Annotated in this window: 14 protein-coding genes; 11 read left to right on the forward strand and 3 right to left on the reverse strand. The window is 43.1% G+C overall.

Translation table 11 applies throughout. From position 1 onward, the window contains the following. Positions 1-3: 3 nt before the first annotated feature. Positions 4-213, forward strand: coding sequence for a copper chaperone CopZ (gene copZ, locus KR50_RS06255; protein WP_041056261.1), 210 nt, complete (start codon positions 4-6; stop codon positions 211-213). Positions 214-328: 115 nt separating this feature from the next. After that, the gene (locus KR50_RS06260) at positions 329-2,740 is read left to right on the forward strand and encodes a heavy metal translocating P-type ATPase (RefSeq protein ID WP_041056264.1); all 2,412 of its coding nucleotides are present in this window, start codon (positions 329-331) and stop codon (positions 2,738-2,740) included. A 99-nt stretch (positions 2,741-2,839) separates the two neighbouring features. Here KR50_RS06260 and helD read toward each other — a convergent pair whose 3' ends face one another. Then, positions 2,840-5,140: an RNA polymerase recycling motor HelD gene (gene helD / locus KR50_RS06265; RefSeq protein ID WP_041056266.1), complete on the reverse strand. Its 2,301-nt coding sequence runs from the start codon at positions 5,138-5,140 to the stop codon at positions 2,840-2,842. Positions 5,141-5,341: 201 nt separating this feature from the next. Further along, the gene (locus KR50_RS06270) at positions 5,342-5,746 is read right to left on the reverse strand and encodes a CBS domain-containing protein (protein WP_041056268.1); all 405 of its coding nucleotides are present in this window, start codon (positions 5,744-5,746) and stop codon (positions 5,342-5,344) included. Positions 5,747-5,999: 253 nt separating this feature from the next. On the opposite strand from KR50_RS06270, the gene KR50_RS18805 reads away from it, so the two are divergent. Together KR50_RS18805 and KR50_RS06275 are read left to right on the forward strand one after the other, a co-directional pair. Beyond that, on the forward strand, positions 6,000-6,134 hold the full coding sequence (locus tag KR50_RS18805; RefSeq protein ID WP_269746061.1) for an Lmo0850 family protein: 135 nt from the start codon (positions 6,000-6,002) through the stop codon (positions 6,132-6,134). 174 nt (positions 6,135-6,308) lie between these two features. Continuing rightward, the gene (locus tag KR50_RS06275) at positions 6,309-7,205 is read left to right on the forward strand and encodes a diacylglycerol/lipid kinase family protein (protein WP_041056271.1); all 897 of its coding nucleotides are present in this window, start codon (positions 6,309-6,311) and stop codon (positions 7,203-7,205) included. Positions 7,206-7,231: 26 nt separating this feature from the next. Here KR50_RS06275 and KR50_RS06280 read toward each other — a convergent pair whose 3' ends face one another. After that, positions 7,232-8,407: an FtsW/RodA/SpoVE family cell cycle protein gene (locus KR50_RS06280; RefSeq protein WP_041056272.1), complete on the reverse strand. Its 1,176-nt coding sequence runs from the start codon at positions 8,405-8,407 to the stop codon at positions 7,232-7,234. Between the two features lie 276 nt (positions 8,408-8,683). On the opposite strand from KR50_RS06280, the gene KR50_RS06285 reads away from it, so the two are divergent. From KR50_RS06285 to KR50_RS06315, 7 genes are all read left to right on the forward strand, one after another. Next, positions 8,684-9,454 carry a hypothetical protein gene (locus KR50_RS06285; RefSeq protein ID WP_041056274.1) on the forward strand — a complete coding sequence of 257 codons (771 nt, stop codon included), beginning with the start codon at positions 8,684-8,686 and terminating at the stop codon, positions 9,452-9,454. 232 nt (positions 9,455-9,686) lie between these two features. Further along, positions 9,687-10,928 (forward strand): ABC transporter substrate-binding protein, encoded by a 1,242-nt coding sequence (locus KR50_RS06290; RefSeq protein ID WP_041056276.1) that lies wholly within the window; start codon positions 9,687-9,689, stop codon positions 10,926-10,928. Next, positions 10,909-11,775, forward strand: a complete 867-nt coding sequence (locus KR50_RS06295) for an ABC transporter permease (protein WP_041056279.1) — start codon at positions 10,909-10,911, stop codon at positions 11,773-11,775. Before KR50_RS06290 ends, KR50_RS06295 begins: the two co-directional genes overlap by 20 nt. Before the next feature lie 10 nt (positions 11,776-11,785). Further along, positions 11,786-12,583 (forward strand): ABC transporter permease, encoded by a 798-nt coding sequence (locus tag KR50_RS06300; RefSeq protein ID WP_041056282.1) that lies wholly within the window; start codon positions 11,786-11,788, stop codon positions 12,581-12,583. Beyond that, positions 12,580-13,563 carry an ABC transporter ATP-binding protein gene (locus tag KR50_RS06305; protein WP_041056285.1) on the forward strand — a complete coding sequence of 328 codons (984 nt, stop codon included), beginning with the start codon at positions 12,580-12,582 and terminating at the stop codon, positions 13,561-13,563. The genes KR50_RS06300 and KR50_RS06305 overlap by 4 nt, the downstream gene beginning before the upstream one ends. Before the next feature lies 1 nt (position 13,564). Beyond that, complete coding sequence (locus KR50_RS06310; protein ID WP_052476837.1) at positions 13,565-14,233, forward strand: TVP38/TMEM64 family protein; 669 nt, start codon at positions 13,565-13,567, stop codon at positions 14,231-14,233. Positions 14,234-14,254: 21 nt separating this feature from the next. After that, a complete protein-coding gene (locus KR50_RS06315) occupies positions 14,255-14,836 on the forward strand; it encodes a CDP-alcohol phosphatidyltransferase family protein (RefSeq protein WP_041056287.1) in 582 nt (193 codons plus the stop codon). Positions 14,837-15,073 lie beyond the last annotated feature (237 nt).

Genomic DNA, 15,073 nt, shown 5'->3' on the forward strand with positions numbered 1-15,073 from the left:
CAAATGGTAGAAGCAGTAACGTTGAATGTTGAAGGCATGTCCTGTCAGCACTGTGTAGAAGCAATTGAAGGCAATGTCCGTGATCTTGGCGGCGTAAATGAAGTGAAAGTCAACTTGCAACAGGGCACTGTGGATGTTGATTTTCAGGCTGCTTTTGTCACATTAAGTGAAATCCGAGCTAAAATTGAAGAACAGGGCTATAAAATTAAATAATCAAATTGAAGTGTGCAGATTTTCCGCACACTTTCTTTTTCTTCGCTATATACCCTATATAGGTATGTGGCATTATAGTTTTCAACAAAGGTTACTGACAGAAAGGAGTGAGAGAATGACACAAATTAAAAGTAACTTGCATATCACGGGTATGACGTGTGCTGCGTGTTCCAATCGGGTGGAAAAAGGATTAATGAAGCTAGAGGGAGTTGATCAGGCTTCTGTAAATCTGACGCTTGAACAGGCGACAATCTTCTATAATGAAGATGAACTATCGTTAAAAGACATTGAAAAAAAGGTAGAAGATCTTGGATATGGAGTTGTGGCAAAAAAAGCTGAACTTGAATTAACAGGGATGACGTGCGCCGCGTGTTCTTCTAGGGTAGAAAGAGGTCTGCAGAAAGTGAATGGGGTTCAGTCTGCAACAGTCAATCTTGCGCTTGAACAGGGGACCATTCACTACACGGACGGCGCAGTTACAGTGGAAGAATTAATCGAACAGGTAGAGAAATTGGGATATGGCGCGAGACAAAAGCAGAGCGGTGACAAACAGAAAAAAGATCATCGTCTCGTTGAAATTCAAAAACAGCAGCGCAGATTTATCTTGTCCCTCATTCTTTCCCTGCCGCTTTTATGGACCATGGCAGGGCATTTCAGCTTTACACAGTGGATGTATGTTCCAGAAATACTGATGAATCCATGGGTTCAAATGGCCCTTGCGACTCCGGTTCAGTTTTATATAGGAAAAGCCTTTTATACCGGAGCGTACAAAGCACTTAAAAACGGCAGCGCGAATATGGATGTTCTCGTCGCACTGGGAACATCTGCTGCTTACTTTTACAGTGTATATCTTGCCATTCAGTCCATTGGAATGCCAGGCCATACCATGGGTCTGTACTTTGAAACCAGTGCGGTCCTTATCACGTTAATTGTACTCGGAAAGCTGTTTGAAGCAAAAGCAAAAGGAAGATCTTCAGAAGCGATTAAAAAACTGATGGGTCTGCAGGCGAAGACGGCTGTGATCATGAAAGGTGAAAATGAAATAGAAGTGCCGATCGAAGAAGTAAAAATCGAAGACATCGTCGTGGTTCGACCGGGAGAAAAAATACCGGTAGATGGGATCATCACAGAAGGCAGCTCTGCTATCGATGAATCGATGATTACAGGCGAAAGTATTCCCGCAGATAAAGCAGCTGGAGATGCAGTCATCGGCTCGACCATCAATAAGCAGGGGTTTATCAAGCTTCGGGCCTCCAAAGTGGGGAAAGAAACGGCACTTTCACAAATCATACAAGTAGTGGAGCAGGCTCAAGGATCAAAAGCACCTATTCAGCGGCAAGCAGACAAAATTTCTGGTATTTTTGTCCCTATCGTTGTCGGGATTGCTTTGGTAACATTTGCAGTCTGGCTTTTATTTGTGTCCCCTGGTGAAGTGGCCTCCGCACTTGAAGCAACCATAGCCGTTTTAGTAATCGCTTGTCCGTGTGCATTAGGTCTTGCAACACCAACTTCTATTATGGCAGGATCCGGCCGCTCTGCTGAGTATGGAATTTTATTTAAAGGCGGAGCACATCTTGAAACCACACAATCTGTGGACACGGTCGTGCTGGATAAAACAGGAACGATCACAAAGGGTGAGCCTGTTGTCACAGAAGTAAAACCGTTTGGTGCATTTTCAGAGCATCAACTAATGTATTTTGCAGCATCTGCGGAAAGAGGGTCCGAGCATCCACTCGCCAAATCAGTCGTTAAAGGTGCTGAGGAAAAAGAGATTAAGACTTCTTCCGTGCTCGATTTTAAATCCGTCACAGGATTTGGCATCAAGGCCATTGTAGATGGAAAAGAAGTGATGGTCGGCACGCGCAGTCTGATGAGGCAGTCTCATATTCAATACGAACAGCTTGAAGACGATATCCTGGCTCTTGAACATGCAGGAAAAACAGTAATGCTTACGGCTGTGGATCAGCAGTTAGCCGGCTTGATCGCAGTAGCAGACACAATTAAAGAAACATCAAAAGAGGCAATTACAAGGCTGCACCAGGCAGGGATTGACGTAATGATGATCACAGGCGATAACGAACGCACAGCACAATCCATTGCAAAACAAGCGGGCATTACTCAAGTTATTGCGGAAGTACTGCCGGAGGGAAAGGCTGATGAAATAAGAAAGCTTCAAAAGCAGGGAAAAGTCGTGGCAATGGTAGGAGATGGCATAAATGATGCGCCGGCGCTGGCGGTTGCTGACATCGGCATGGCAATCGGCACCGGGACAGATGTAGCGATGGAGGCTGCTGATATTACTTTAATGCATGGCGACCTGAATCGTATTGCAGATGCCATTTTTATGAGCCGAAAAACGATGAAGAATATTAAACAAAACCTGTTTTGGGCATTTGGCTACAACACACTTGGTATTCCAATTGCAGCAGCAGGCCTTCTAGCGCCATGGGTGGCAGGAGCTGCGATGGCCTTCAGCTCGGTCTCCGTTGTCTTAAATGCCTTAAGACTGCAGCGCATCAAACTGTAACCAAGGACCAATTAAATCTAAATGAATAAGCCCCGGACATACTAAACGGCCACTCTTAGACGTGGACTGTTTAGTATGTTCGGGGCATTTTTGTGCGGATTACGTCTTTTGCCAGGTCATTTTTGTCTTTGCCGATTCGTCGAGCAGCAAATCCTCAGGGTGCTCACTATACAAAGCCAGCCTGTGCATGGCACGTGTCATCGCTACATATAAAAGCTTGCGGTCAAGCTCATTTCCCTTATACCTTTCAATCAAAGAAGGAATAAGAACCGCGTCAAATTCAAGTCCTTTGGCTAAATGAGCGGGCAAAAGAGTAATCTGATTTTTCTCAAGCTCTTCATTTTCTGTCAGAAGCTGCACAGTAACTGAGCTCGCAGCAAATAACGTAAACATTCTTTTGCATTCAGCGGGTGTTTTACAGATTATTGCAATCGTCGTGAAGTTTTCTTGTTGAAAGAGTGCAATATCCTGTTCCATTCTTTGTACCAGCGAAGCAGCAGGCAGCTGATGGTAAGAAGGCAGCACTCCATGGCGCACAACCGGCTCAACAAGAGGAAGCGACTCTTCCATTTTTTCTAAGATCATATTGGCAAGATTCATGATTTCAATTGTCGTACGATAACTTTTTTGCAGTGTAAAATAATGCGCTTCGCCAAATATTTCTTTTTTCACAACACCCCAGTCCCGCATCCCACGGTAGGAGTGAATGCCCTGTGCTAAATCCCCGACAATCGTAAACAAACTTGTATCGAGAATTTTTCTGAGCGCAGCAAGCTGAAAATAACTGTAATCTTGGGCTTCATCAATAAACACATTTTTGACTCTCGATTCATCATCCAGCCCATATAGCCGGCCATGTAAATAGTAAATAGGCGCAAGATCCTCCAGTTCAAACATGCGGCTTGAAAGGAGGCGCTGACTGTATTGAACCAGCTGGTCGACGTCCTCTCGGGCTAATTCAGGGGCACATAATTCGAGCAGCTCTCGTGAAGTAAGCAATTCTTTGTAGTAATCAACCGCACTTTTTCGTTCAAACTGTTTCATATATGCTCTGACTGTAGAACGGGCTTCTTTTTGAATGGCGTCGGTCCTTTGCGCTTTCGTATCCATAATGAACGTCACTCTTTTTCTGCGCTTTGCATCATTCCGGATGCCATATAACGCTTTTTCAAGCGCCTCATCATAGACATCTTTTATTTTTTTGAGGACTTCTTTTTTCTTCGTTCGCAAGTGATTTTGAATGACCCCTTTTATTTTATCGAATCTTCTATAGACCGGCAGATAGTGATAATCATGCAGAAATAGATTGGCAAGTCTGTCTCCGCGCAGGATTCTAAATTTCTCTAGCATAACGTCTGTTTTAGGAGCCAGCGATTCTTCTATATGATTCAAGTAGCGGTCGATGATTTTCAAGAATAGGAGAGAGCCTTTAAATTCGGAAAGCTTCTTAGTTTCTTCACTTGAATCATCTTCTTCAATTAAGGAAACCAGCTTCTTTACCGGATCTGCAAGCCGTATGGTCTGGCCAGTCGCTTTCGTCATGTAGTCTATTAAGGTCGTTTGGTTAATTTTATCCACGCCTAATTCCGGCAGAACTTCTGAGATATATTCAATAAATAGCTGATTAGGTGCAAGAATCATTAAGTCAGAGGGATGGAAGGTTTCGCTGTTTACATATAAAAAATAGGATATCCGGTGAAGCGCAATCGTAGTTTTGCCGCTGCCGGCAGCCCCTTGTACAATAATCGGACGATTTAAGGGAGCGCGGATGATGTCGTTTTGTTCTTTTTGAATAGTGGATACAATTTCGGTTAACCGATTATCGGCTTTTCCTGCAAGCGACTGCTGAAGGAGCTCATCGGTGGTCGTTAGATCAACATCCTGAATACTGAGCAGTTCGCCTTTTTCAATTTGATACTGCCGTTTAAGGGATAAATAGCCTTGTGTCGTCTCACCGTTTACTTCATATTCCACTTCTCCAAGACGCCCGTCATAATACACATTTGAGACAGGTGAGCGCCAGTCCACAATAATCTGAGACTGATTTTCCGGATTATGTAGAGAAGCTTTTCCAATATACAGAGACTCTTTTTCTTCATTTTCCTTTTGATAATCAATTCGGGCGAAATAAGGTTTGTCGTAGACACTTTGAAGCCGTTTAACCTGATCCGTATTCATCTGAAGCAGACTCGCTCCAGTTAAAAGGTTCATATAGCTTAAGCTGCTGTCTAAGGAGTCAAGCGTTTCATACGCTTCCTTTAAATGCTGCCGGGCATTTCCTGCGCTTTGCTTTGAAGTCGCAAGTGCCTGGTCAATGTAAAGTCTGGTGAAGAGTAAACGATCCACTTCGTTTTTAAAATCGGGGTGTGAGAAGGAAGAATGTTTTGTTTTGTCGGTCAAATTTGTCACCTCAATCGCTAGATTATCGATCGCAGCCGCGAAAAAAGAGCGTTTACAATCGTACCATAGTGACAATAAAAAAAGAAGAGGAAATGTAAAATTTCCCCTTTGGACCAAAATGAAATCTGCGTTATTAAAGAGCGCTTGAACTGCTTTAACGTATAAAAGGGGCCAGACCCCTTCTATACGTTAAAGCGTTAATTAAGGCTGTGAAATATCTGTCAGGGCGTCTCCTGCCTGGTCGTTGGATTGAGTGGAAACGGCAAGGTCGCCAAGTGACACCATCCCAATGACTTTTCCGCCATCTACTACTGGCAATCTGCGCACCTGATTCTCTGCCATAAGTGCAGCAGCTTCCTGAGAACTCATGTCGGGTTTGACGCTGATGACATTGTGTGTCATTACCTCATCTATCTGCTCCTCTTTGTGCTCTGCTATGCCACGAATGACGACATCACGATCGGTTACCATTCCAATTACTTTGCCTTGATCGAGGACTGGCAAAATTCCTATATTCCGATCTTTCATGATCTTCGCCACTTGTTCGATAGAATCTGTTTTTTCACAGCTTATTACTTCATCAGTCATCACTTCGCGCACATTCATTAAAAGCACCTCCATATTGTCAAAAATCATCTGTAGTATTGGGAAATCAATCATATTTATACATTTTCCTTAAAGTGATTGTTCAATAAATGTTCAAGAATAATGTTTTTTTTACGCTAAAGGGATTAAATGATGAAATTGGTGGTATTATACCCGTAAACAAGATGAATAAAATTTCAAAAAAATGAAACCATATAAAGGCATAGAACGTATTACTAATTATCAGCATGTAAAATAAAGAGAGGTGTCGATCATGACTAGAGACAGTGAAAGTCTAAAAAGAATGATTGTCAAACTGTCAGAAGTAGGTGTTAAAATCACCAAAACAAAGTCACGTCTGGAAATTCTTGAATCAGTCAAAAGCACCCAGCAGATCTCCAGTACGTAAAGAACAGCGGATTCCAACCCCTCTAGCGGCCTATAATTACATAAACAGGATCAAGGTGCTCATTTTATTGAAATGTGAGGACCTTTTTTTCGTTTGAATGCACCTTCACAGAGAAAATAGGGTATAGAAAGGTAATTAGTTTATTTACAGGTTTAAGAAAGGAGAAAGCTTTTCATGTATAAGACAGCGATGTTAATTTATAACGGAAACGCAGGCCAGAAACAAATGGATAAAATTCTTGCTCAAATAATAGGACCACTCAGTTTGGCCATTCCGAATCTGACTTTGCTTCAAACCCAGAAACCAGGGGATGCAGAGCACTTTTGCAGGCAGCACGGAGAAGAAGTTGAACTGGTAATTGCTTTAGGTGGTGACGGAACGGTGCATGAATGCATCAATGGACTCTCTCCATTAGATAAGCGCCCCATTTTCAGTGTCATTCCATCTGGGACATGCAATGATTTTGCGCGTGCTTTGGACATTCCGCTCAACATAAAACAAGCAGCAATGCTCATCAGTGAAGAAGGAATAGAAGAAGAAGTTGATATTGTGCAGACGAACGATCAATATTTCGGGAATTTTTGGGGGACAGGTCTAATTGCTGAAGCATCACTCAATATAGACGAGCAGTCAAAAGGAGTTTTTGGCCGATTGAGTTATTACGTCAGCGCGATTAAATCGATGACTGCCCAAGACCGCTTTTCATTTGAAATGGAAGTGGACGGTGAAACACTGAAAGATGAAGCGGTAATGGTACTTGCATTAAACGGGCGATTTATAGGGGCAACCGAATTTCCGCTTTCAAGCATTCAGTTAAATGATGGGAAGATCGATGTGATGGTCATCAAAGAAGCGGGTTTTCCATTATTTAAAGAAATCCTTTCTGCCAAAGCCACCGTTGACTGGGAAAAAGATAAAAGCACGATTGATCATTTTCAAGCGTCTTCATTAAAAATCTCCACTTCTTCCAAGCGCTATATAGATTTAGATGGCGAGCATTATGAAGGAAAAGACCACAGCATGACGGTGCTGCCTGGCCATTTAAATGTGGTAAAAGGAAATAGAGGATAAAAAAAAGAGGCATCAGCCTCTTTTTTTTACACTTCTTCATCTGAAGAAAACATATAGGTGCGATGATGAAATTTCATTGAAAAGATTAAACCGAGTGCAAACATAATGCCGATTAGCGAGCTGCCCCCATAACTGATCAACGGAAGCGGGATCCCTGTAATCGGCAGAAGCTGGATCGTCATCCCGATGTTTTGGAAGGCATGGAACGTAATCATGGAAATAATTCCTGCACATACGTACACATTAAATGGACTTTTCGTTTGCAATGAGACTTTTGTTAAATGATAAATCAGCATGAAAAACAAACTGACAATAATACTTGCGCCGATGAAGCCATATTCTTCCCCGACAACGGCAAAGATAAAATCCGTGTGATTATCAGGAACGTATACCTGACGATCCTGATATCCTTTACCAAAAATCTCACCCGATCCAATGGCGCTCATGGAAGTCGTGAGCTGATAGGCATCACCGGAAGAAAATTGATAAGGGTCAAGCCAGGAATAAATTCTTCGCAGCTGATAATCGTCAAAATATTGAGCGATTAAGCTGGGGGCAAAAATAACAATTGAAATCAAAGAGGCTGCGAGTGCGCCTACCGTTAAAAATGCGGGAAACAGAATCTTCCAAGTGATACCTGAAACTAAAACGATCCCTGCTGTTATCGCGATGAAAACCAGCATGGTTCCAAGGTCTGGCTGTTCATTAATTAAAATAAAAGGAACGCCTGCAACAACACCGATTTTAGCAAGCATCCAAAGATCGCTTTTCACCGTCCGATGTCCATAGGTTTCATTATGTGAAGCGACCACCCGTGCAAGGGCAATAATCGTAAAAGTTTTCATAAATTCAGACGGCTGCAGGGTACCGATAACAGGAAAACGATACCAGCTGTAAGCTCCATTTATGTAAGGAACAATACTTTCAGGTGCTACAAGAAGTCCGACTAAAAGCACAATGCCAAAGCCATAAAGCACCCAGGCAATTCTTCTGAACTGATCCATATCCAGTAACATGGTTATACTAATGATGACAAAACCCACAACATAAAGCATGCCCTGTCTGAGCGCAAAATTCATGTTCCCGTATTGCTCAGTCGTTTGTGCAGACGAAATGGCAAGAATACTCGCCATCATAAAAAAGATCAAAAGGATCGCCAGGCTCCAATCAATGCGATCTGAAAATTGCTTCTGGTTATTCAATATATTCACCTGAATTCTATATACTTTAGTAAAGCTTAATCAGTTATTTTTGTCACTTCTACTAGACTATCAAATGTCAGATCAATTCACAATTGACAGGAAGTCTTATCTTGCTTAACTGTAACATGATTCTTTTGATGCATGCGTTAATATGTTAATTAATTAAGCTATTCTTAAATTAGACGGGAAAGGTGTAACAAAAGTTTCTTTTTTTATTCGATCTTTTACAGCTGAATACACTATACTTAATGAAATAACAGAAGGGGTGATGGTCAGTTGAAACCTCAAGCGGGATCTTCTGAATGGATTTATATTCATCTTAATTCAGCGCAGGATTATGTGATGTCTGCTGGCATCGAATTTAAAGAATTTTACCATGCATTGTCTGCAAATCTCCATCACCTTTTGCTCCTGAAACATCAGTATGACAATGCATCTTTTAATATGCATACTCATATGGAATATGTCAGTGCAGATGAGTTGAGTAAGATGGCTAAGGACACGATTGAATCATACGGGGATTTTTGCTGGATTGATTTTGAGGATGAAGCAGGAGTCGATGAAATGACTTCTCAGGAAATCGCCGAGCTATTATATATCGGGCATATGAAAAATCATCTTCGACTACCATTTTATCGAAAGCTCAATAATCAATACGTTTACCTTACAGCGGAAGACGGCACGATGAATCGTACGTATTACCGTAATTGGGAAGATTTTTATTCAGTATTGGGCACAGTACTGCCGGCTAAATGGTATCACCATCGAAACGGAAAAAACATGATGCGATGGAAAAAGGAAAAAATGATCTCTTTGCTTCCAAAAGAAACGGTAAGAACCATAACTCATTTGTTGCAGGAGGGAGCCGTCATCTCACTTGCAAAAGCCAGTACGACGAGAACCAAAATAGACATTCCTATTTGGCTCGTAGGGGATTATGAAAGTCTCAATGATCTTGAAGAAGAGATGACAGTACGGATGAAACAAACCCCCGATGCCTGGTTTAGCTACGATCGCAAGTCCAAAGATTGGACAGCGGTTATTTAAAAATCCGTTTTCGCTGATAGGAAAAAAGCTGCCTCCTGAAAAATGGAAGCAGCTTTTTTTGGAATCAACTCAGAACGAGTCAGGTCGTGATTGTGATTCTATGCTATAAAGAAGTGATCTTTTTGTAGAGCACTATCGTTACCTTTATAGAGAAAAAAAGACTACACTGTTAGATAGAAACACTTTGGTTCAAACTACGTTCAAGTAGGCATTAAGAGAAAGTGGTGAGCGCATGAAAAAATCTTTTTTTCTTACACAAAGCATTCTGATCCTTGCATTAGCAGGGTGCACGGGTCAACCACCTGCATCCAATTCGTCCGAACAGACGGAGCAGCAGACATGGGAGGAAATCCGGCAGACAGCAGCTGGAGAAACGGTTCGAATGTATATGTGGGGAGGAGATGAAGGAATCAATCAGTATATGGATGAATGGGTGAAGCCTCGTTTGAAAGAAGAGTATGATGTAACGCTTGAACGCATCCCCTTGAATACGAACGAAATTATTCAAAAGCTTGAAACAGAAAAAAGAGCGGGACAGCAGGACGGGACGATCGACCTGATTTGGATGAATGGTGAAAATTTTAAACGGGCAAAAGAAAGCTCGCTGCTGCACGGTCCATTTACGGAGCAAATCCCCAACTATCAATCCTACTATGATACAGAAAGCCTCGATTTCACTTATGATTTCGGTACCGAAACAGAAGGGTTTGAAGCGCCATGGGGGAAAGTGCAATTTGTTTTCCATTATGATTCTTCAAAAATCAGCAACCCGCCTTCTACATTAGAAGAGCTTCAGAAATGGACCCGCGAAAATCCGGGGAAATTCACCTATCCTGCTGCAGGAGACTTTACGGGGGATGCATTTATCAGACATGTTCTCTACGGAAAAGCTTCTTCTTTGGAGCAGCTGCTTGATGAACCTTTTTCTATGAATTTAATCGAAGAAGAATCAGAGGATGTCTGGCGCTACTTAAATGAGATGGAACCTGATCTGTGGAGGAGCGGGGAAACCTATCCGTCCTCACTCACTGAACTTGACCGGCTGTACAGTCAAGGAGAGATCTGGATGACGATGGGCTACAATGAGGCAAGAGCGGAAGTCCTTGTTGAGGATGGGATTTTTCCGGAAACAACGGAATCCTTCATCCTGGAAGAACCCGGTTCGATAGGAAACACTCACTTCCTATCCATTCCTTTTAACAGTCCAAATAAAGAAGCGGCCATGGCGGCCATTGATTTCATGCTGGCGCCAGATGCTCAATCAGCAAAGCTTTCCCCGGAGTATTGGGGTGAAAATACACCGATTGATTTAACTGCATTAAGCAGTGAGCAGAAAGAGCCATTTGAGAAAATTGATCGGGGAAAGACGGTTTTGGATCAGCAAACGCTGAACGATGCGTTTTTGCCGGAAATAGATGCTGCGTATGTGCCGTGGCTGCAGGAGAAGTGGATTGATGAAGTGGCATCTCAATAAACGAACCACAGCTTTACTAGTGCCCGCTTTCTTCTTTCTTTTACTCGTTCTCTACAGCCTTGTGATGTCATTTGTAGAAAGTGTAAAGGGACCGAATGGGTGGACACTTTCATACTATAGAGATTTGTTTTTGGAGGAAAGACTATATGCTTCTTTTGGCTATAGTCTTTCCATCACATTGATCTCCACCGCTTTATCGATTGTCATTGGATGGGCGCTTATCCGTTCCTTTCACACACTTATTGAAAACAGTTTAGGCAAGTGGATTTTATGGATTCCGATGCTGTTTCCTCATTTTGTGTGGGGATACTTTGTCCTTTTACTTCTTGGACAAAGCGGCGTGCTTTCCTCTTTTTTGTACAGTATCGGCTTGCTTGAATCAAGAAATCAATTCCCCGTGATCGTTCAGGATAAAGAAGGATTGGGCATCATTATTACGTATTTATGGAAAGAGATTCCCTTTGTCGTGTTAATGCTGCTTCCGGTATATGCACAGCTGCCGAAGCAGTATGGAGAAGTCATTCATGTGCTTGGGGGCACGAAGAGGGATTATTTTAAAACGATTGAATGGCCGTGGGTACAGCCGGTTCTCGTGGAAGTCTTTTTAATTGTAACGGCGTTCATTTTTACAGCGTATGAGGTGCCAGCACTCCTTGGTGTCCAATATCCACAAATGACGGCCGTTTTAGCATACGATTGGTTTTACGGCATCAGCTGGGATGAACGCTCCTATGCGTTTGCGCTGCTGTTTATGATCTCGATTGTCATGAGCTTGTTTGCCCTGCTGTCCTTTCTTTTACTAAACAGAAGAAGATGGCTTATTTCAAAAAGTCAGCATCAGCGATAGGAGGAGTAAGGTGAAAAAACCCGTATTTTATTTGTTATCAAGTTTACTTTTTCTGCTGCCTGCTCTTATGCTGGCTGTGAAAAGTTTTACCCCTGTCTGGAAATGGGGGGAGCCTCTGTCATTTGATTGGACGCTGCGCGGATGGGAAGTATTTCTGATGGATTCAAGGATTTATGAGGCTCTTTTACTATCCATTCTCATTGCTTTGACCGTAACCTTTTTAAATCTTTTTGTCGGTATTCTTGCAGGGAAAGCTCTTTCCCATTCCGATTTTAAAGGAAAGGGCCTGCTTGAAACGTTCTTGCTGCTTCCTTTATTTATTCCAACCATGGCAGCAGCACTCGGGCTTCACATTACCATGATCCGTTTAGGACTCGCGAATCAGTGGCTCGGAGTGGTCATTGTTCATCTCGTACCTACCATTCCGTATACAATAAAAGTCATGAAAGCGGGTTATGACAGAGTTGGGTCCGGCATTATCGAACAGGCGAAGGTTCTTGGCGGAGGCTCCTTTCATGTGTTCAGGTCCATTGAGCTGCCTTTACTGATGCCAAGTGTGCGCAGTGCTGTCTTTTTAACGGTTACGATCAGTATGAGCCAATATGTCCTGACGGCTGTGATTGGCGGTGGAAACGTCATTACGCTTCCCATAATTTATTATCCATTTTTGCAATCGGTCAATGATACGGTGATGGCGGCTTTTTCTATTGCATTTGCCCTGCTGCCCGTCATTGCAGTGGCAGTGGTTGAATTATTATCAAAACTTTTGACATATAAAGGGACTTTAGTAAACAGAGGTGTTACATGACCTATTTTTCACTTAAGAAAGCAACGAAAGTGTATCAGGAAAAAGCGATTTTTACCGATGTTCAATTTTCGCTTGAAAAAGGAGAAATTTTATCTCTCGTCGGTCCATCAGGCACAGGGAAATCCACATTACTACGCTGTATGGCAGGCCTTGAGCATTTTACCTCAGGACAGGCGCTGCTTGAGGACCAGCCGGCAGAACATCGGAAAACAAATGAACGCACGGTGGGAATGGTGTTTCAGCAGCCGTTGCTGTTCCCTCATTTAACGATTTTGGAAAATGTGATTTATGGGTTAAAACTGAAACGCTCCAAAAGAGAAGCTGCAACTGAAGGCATTAAGTATATAAAATCAGTGGGGCTTGAAGACTATACTCATGCCTACCCCCATGAATTATCAGGTGGCCAGCAGCAGCGGGTCGCTTTAATCAGGGCGCTGGTGCTTAAGCCAAAGCTCCTTTTACTCGATGAGCCGTTCAGTTCACTTGACCCCGATTTAAGGCGGGAGCTGAGAGACTGGGTCAGAATGCTGCTGAAAAAGGAAAAAATGACAGCTGTTTTTGTGACACATGATCGTGAAGAAGCCATGCTGCTTGGAGATAAAGTCGCCGTCCTTGCAGAAGGAACCATTCAGCAAATCGGCATTCCAAGACAGGTATACGAGCACCCGGCAAATAAACTGGTCGCCAGGCATTATGCAGATGTCATTGTGCTTAATGAAGATGAGTACGCACCGAATCACCTTTTTGTGTGGAGCAAGTCAAAAGAGGCTTTTAGTGAGGAATACCACGTATTAGAAGCGCATTGGCTTAATCAAACCTATCAATTTGGCGATTCCTATGCCCATGTACAGCTCACAGACACGAAAAGAAGACATATCATCCCAGTCAGGCAGAACCTATCTCACCTGACGCCCGGTGAAATCGGATATGTGGCAATAAACAGGAAAGAAATACGATCATTTTCGCAAAAGGAGGAATAACATGAAGGCAAAAGTAAAGCAGTTTATTCCTCTAGTCTTATTTGCAGCTGGACTTGGGCTGCTTCTTTGGTTCAGCAGCCAGTATATAAATGCAGGCCCACAGGAAATTCAGGTATGGATTGAGTCTTTTGGGATATGGGCACCGCTGCTCTTTATTCTAATCTATACAATCAGACCGCTCATTCTTTTTCCGGCGTCTGTGATCTCGCTTGCTGGCGGTCTCGCATTTGGTGCTCTTGAAGGGTTTCTCTATATTTTAATAGGAGCTACTTCGAGTGCAGCGGTTGCTTTTTGGGTCGCCCGAACGTTTGAAAAATCATTTGTGAAGGGGAAGCAGGAAGGGAAAGTCGCAGAAATCATGAAACTAATGGAAAAAAGGGGCTTTTTTTATGTACTGGTTCTTCGCTTTATCCCCATGCTGAATTTTGATTTAATCAGCTATGCAGCCGGATTGGCAAATGTGCGCTTCAGGTCCTTCATTCTGGCAACGATCATTGGAATCATTCCTGGGACATTTGGTTATGCTTTTATTGGCTCAAGCTTTGCTCAGGGCAACACCCGTTTGATCGTCATTACAGTCCTCACAGGATTAGCGCTGCTTATCATTCCTTTTCTCTACAGAAAAAAAGTAGCTTCATGGCTTGGTATTGAAAAAACAACTGATACATAGAAGAAGGAGGTGTCAGTAGAAATGCTGGATACACATGCACGAAAATATGTACAGCCCGCTATTCAGAAGACTGCTGACAGCCTGCTGAAAGCGGGACTAAGCGCCAATCAAGTCACCGTTTTGTCCTTTTTAATTGGGACGTCCTCCGGTGTACTGGTTTATCTCGGTTTCCCCTGGGCTGCCGTGATTGCCTTGTGGCTTTCCGGCTATCTCGATGCAGTAGACGGCTCAATGGCCCGCGCAACGAAACCCTCTCCATTTGGCACGGTAATGGATGTAACGTTTGATCGGATTGTGGAAATCAGCGTCATTTTAGGGGTAGCGTTCTTACTGCCGGATATTTTATGGGCAGCCCTGCTGCTGATGGCATCGATCGTCGTCTCCATGACCATATTTTTAACGGTCGGAAATGTTTCCGAAAACAACGGAGTCAAATCCTTTCACTATCAGGCAGGTCTCGCTGAGCGAACCGAAGGCTTTTTATTTTTAACCGCTTTAATGATTTTTCAGGATTACGCTTTGTGGATTACACTGGCATTTTTTGCAGTGGAGCTGTTTACGGCGGGGCAGCGGTTTTTGGAGGCGAAGCGATTGCTGTCGTAACCGCAGACCGCTGAGAAGCGCTCGCATTCTTCGTTGCTCATTCCGCCCCAGATGCTCATTGCCAGAAGAGGCAACTCCGCTCTGTGTCGGAATTCGCGCCTCGAATGACAAGCGCTTTCAGCTAGTCTGCTGGATTGTCTTTTAAAGGGAAATTTTTTGGACGACTTTATTTTACTTGAAAAAGACCGCTGAGAAGCACTCGCATTCTTCGTTGCTCATTCCGTCCCAGATGCTCAT

Source organism: Jeotgalibacillus campisalis, assembly GCF_000829515.1.
GTDB lineage: Bacteria > Bacillota > Bacilli > Bacillales > Jeotgalibacillaceae > Jeotgalibacillus > Jeotgalibacillus campisalis.

Coding starts and splice junctions, on each gene's coding strand:
- copZ (WP_041056261.1), top strand. CDS start 4: ATGGTAGAAGCAGTAACGTTGAATGTTGAAGGCATGTCCTGTCAGCAC.
- KR50_RS06260 (WP_041056264.1), top strand. CDS start 329: ATGACACAAATTAAAAGTAACTTGCATATCACGGGTATGACGTGTGCT.
- KR50_RS06270 (WP_041056268.1), bottom strand. CDS start 5,746: ATGAATGTGCGCGAAGTGATGACTGATGAAGTAATAAGCTGTGAAAAA.
- KR50_RS18805 (WP_269746061.1), top strand. CDS start 6,000: ATGACTAGAGACAGTGAAAGTCTAAAAAGAATGATTGTCAAACTGTCA.
- KR50_RS06275 (WP_041056271.1), top strand. CDS start 6,309: ATGTATAAGACAGCGATGTTAATTTATAACGGAAACGCAGGCCAGAAA.
- KR50_RS06290 (WP_041056276.1), top strand. CDS start 9,687: ATGAAAAAATCTTTTTTTCTTACACAAAGCATTCTGATCCTTGCATTA.
- KR50_RS06295 (WP_041056279.1), top strand. CDS start 10,909: ATGAAGTGGCATCTCAATAAACGAACCACAGCTTTACTAGTGCCCGCT.
- KR50_RS06305 (WP_041056285.1), top strand. CDS start 12,580: ATGACCTATTTTTCACTTAAGAAAGCAACGAAAGTGTATCAGGAAAAA.
- KR50_RS06310 (WP_052476837.1), top strand. CDS start 13,565: ATGAAGGCAAAAGTAAAGCAGTTTATTCCTCTAGTCTTATTTGCAGCT.
- KR50_RS06315 (WP_041056287.1), top strand. CDS start 14,255: ATGCTGGATACACATGCACGAAAATATGTACAGCCCGCTATTCAGAAG.